Source organism: Bradyrhizobium sp. PRIMUS42 (genome assembly GCF_023006515.1).
In the GTDB taxonomy this organism is placed as follows: Bacteria; Pseudomonadota; Alphaproteobacteria; order Rhizobiales; family Xanthobacteraceae; genus Bradyrhizobium.
Genome location: NZ_JALBGZ010001189.1, coordinates 1 through 1,187 on the forward strand (window position 1 = coordinate 1; position 1,187 = coordinate 1,187).

General features: G+C 65.8%; 3 protein-coding genes. All 3 read left to right on the forward strand.

Features of this window, described 5'->3' with window-relative positions; translation table 11 throughout:
• Positions 1–66: 66 nt before the first annotated feature.
• Positions 67–504: an SRPBCC family protein gene (locus MOV75_RS38885; protein ID WP_246932815.1), complete on the forward strand. Its 438-nt coding sequence runs from the start codon at positions 67–69 to the stop codon at positions 502–504.
• A gap of 2 nt (positions 505–506) precedes the next feature.
• On the forward strand, positions 507–950 hold the full coding sequence (locus MOV75_RS38890; RefSeq protein WP_246932817.1) for an SRPBCC family protein: 444 nt from the start codon (positions 507–509) through the stop codon (positions 948–950).
• A gap of 2 nt (positions 951–952) precedes the next feature.
• On the forward strand, positions 953–1,187 hold a 235-nt coding region (locus MOV75_RS38895; protein ID WP_247008138.1), incomplete at its 3' end, for an FAD binding domain-containing protein.

Below are 1,187 nucleotides of genomic sequence, written 5' to 3' on the forward strand. Positions count from 1 at the left end.
CCTGCGGCCGAGGGCGGCGAACCGCCGGCCGAGCGCGGGCCGCGGAAGAAGAGCTGAGGTCGCATTATGGCTCGCGTCTACGTCTCCACCGTCGTCAACGCCCGCAACGACCGCGTCTGGGCGCGGGTGCGCGATTTCAACGGCCTGCCGAACTGGCATCCGGCCATTGCCGAAAGCCGTATCGAGGGCGGCGAGCCCTCCGACAAGATCGGTTGTGTGCGAGATTTTCGCCTGCGCAACGGCGACCGCATCCGCGAGAAGCTGCTCGGCCTCTCCGATTACGACATGTTCTGCACCTATTCGATCCTGGAATCGCCGATGGGCGTCGAGAACTACGTCGCAACGCTGCGGCTGACCCCCGTCACCGACGGCGACCAGACCTTCATGGAATGGACCGCCGAGTTCGACTGCGCGCCGGAGCGAGAGATCGAACTCGTCAGCAATATCGGCGGCGGCGTGTTCCAGGGCGGATTTGATGCGCTCAAGCGCGTGTTCGGAGGCTAGCCGTGCCGCATATCGTCAAAAGCACGATTTTGAACGCGCCGACCGACGCGGCGTGGAACGTGCTGCGCGATTTCAACGGGCACGATCGCTGGCATCCGGCGGTCGCGACATCCTCGATCGAACGCGCGCAATCCGCCGACAAGATCGGCTGCGTCAGGCGGTTCAAGCTCAACGACGGCTCCGAGCTGCGCGAGCAACTGCTGGCGCTGTCGGACCTGGAACAGTCCTTCAGCTATTGCCTGCTCGATACGCCGGTGCCGATGTTCAACTACGTCGCCCATGTCCGGCTGCTGCCGGTCACCGACGGCGACCGGACCTTCTGGCACTGGGAGTCCCGCTTCACCACCAAGCCGGAGGATCGCGACCGCATCACCCATATGGTCGCGGAGGACATCTATCAGGCAGGCTTCGAGGCGATCCGCCGGCATCTGAAGGAGGCCGCATAATCATGGCCGTGACCGTGAAGACTTTCACAAGCGCCAGCGAGGCGGCCGGCGCGCTGTCCTCGGACCGCAGCGCGCGCTATCTCGGCGGCGGAACGTTGGTGATGCGGGCGCTGAACGAGGGGGATGTTTCCGTCTCGACCGTCGTGCGCGCACAGGACCTGGCGCTGACCCGGATCGACGCCTCAGGACCGCGCATCACGCTCGGCGCCGGCGTCACCTTCGCGCGGGTCCTGGCCG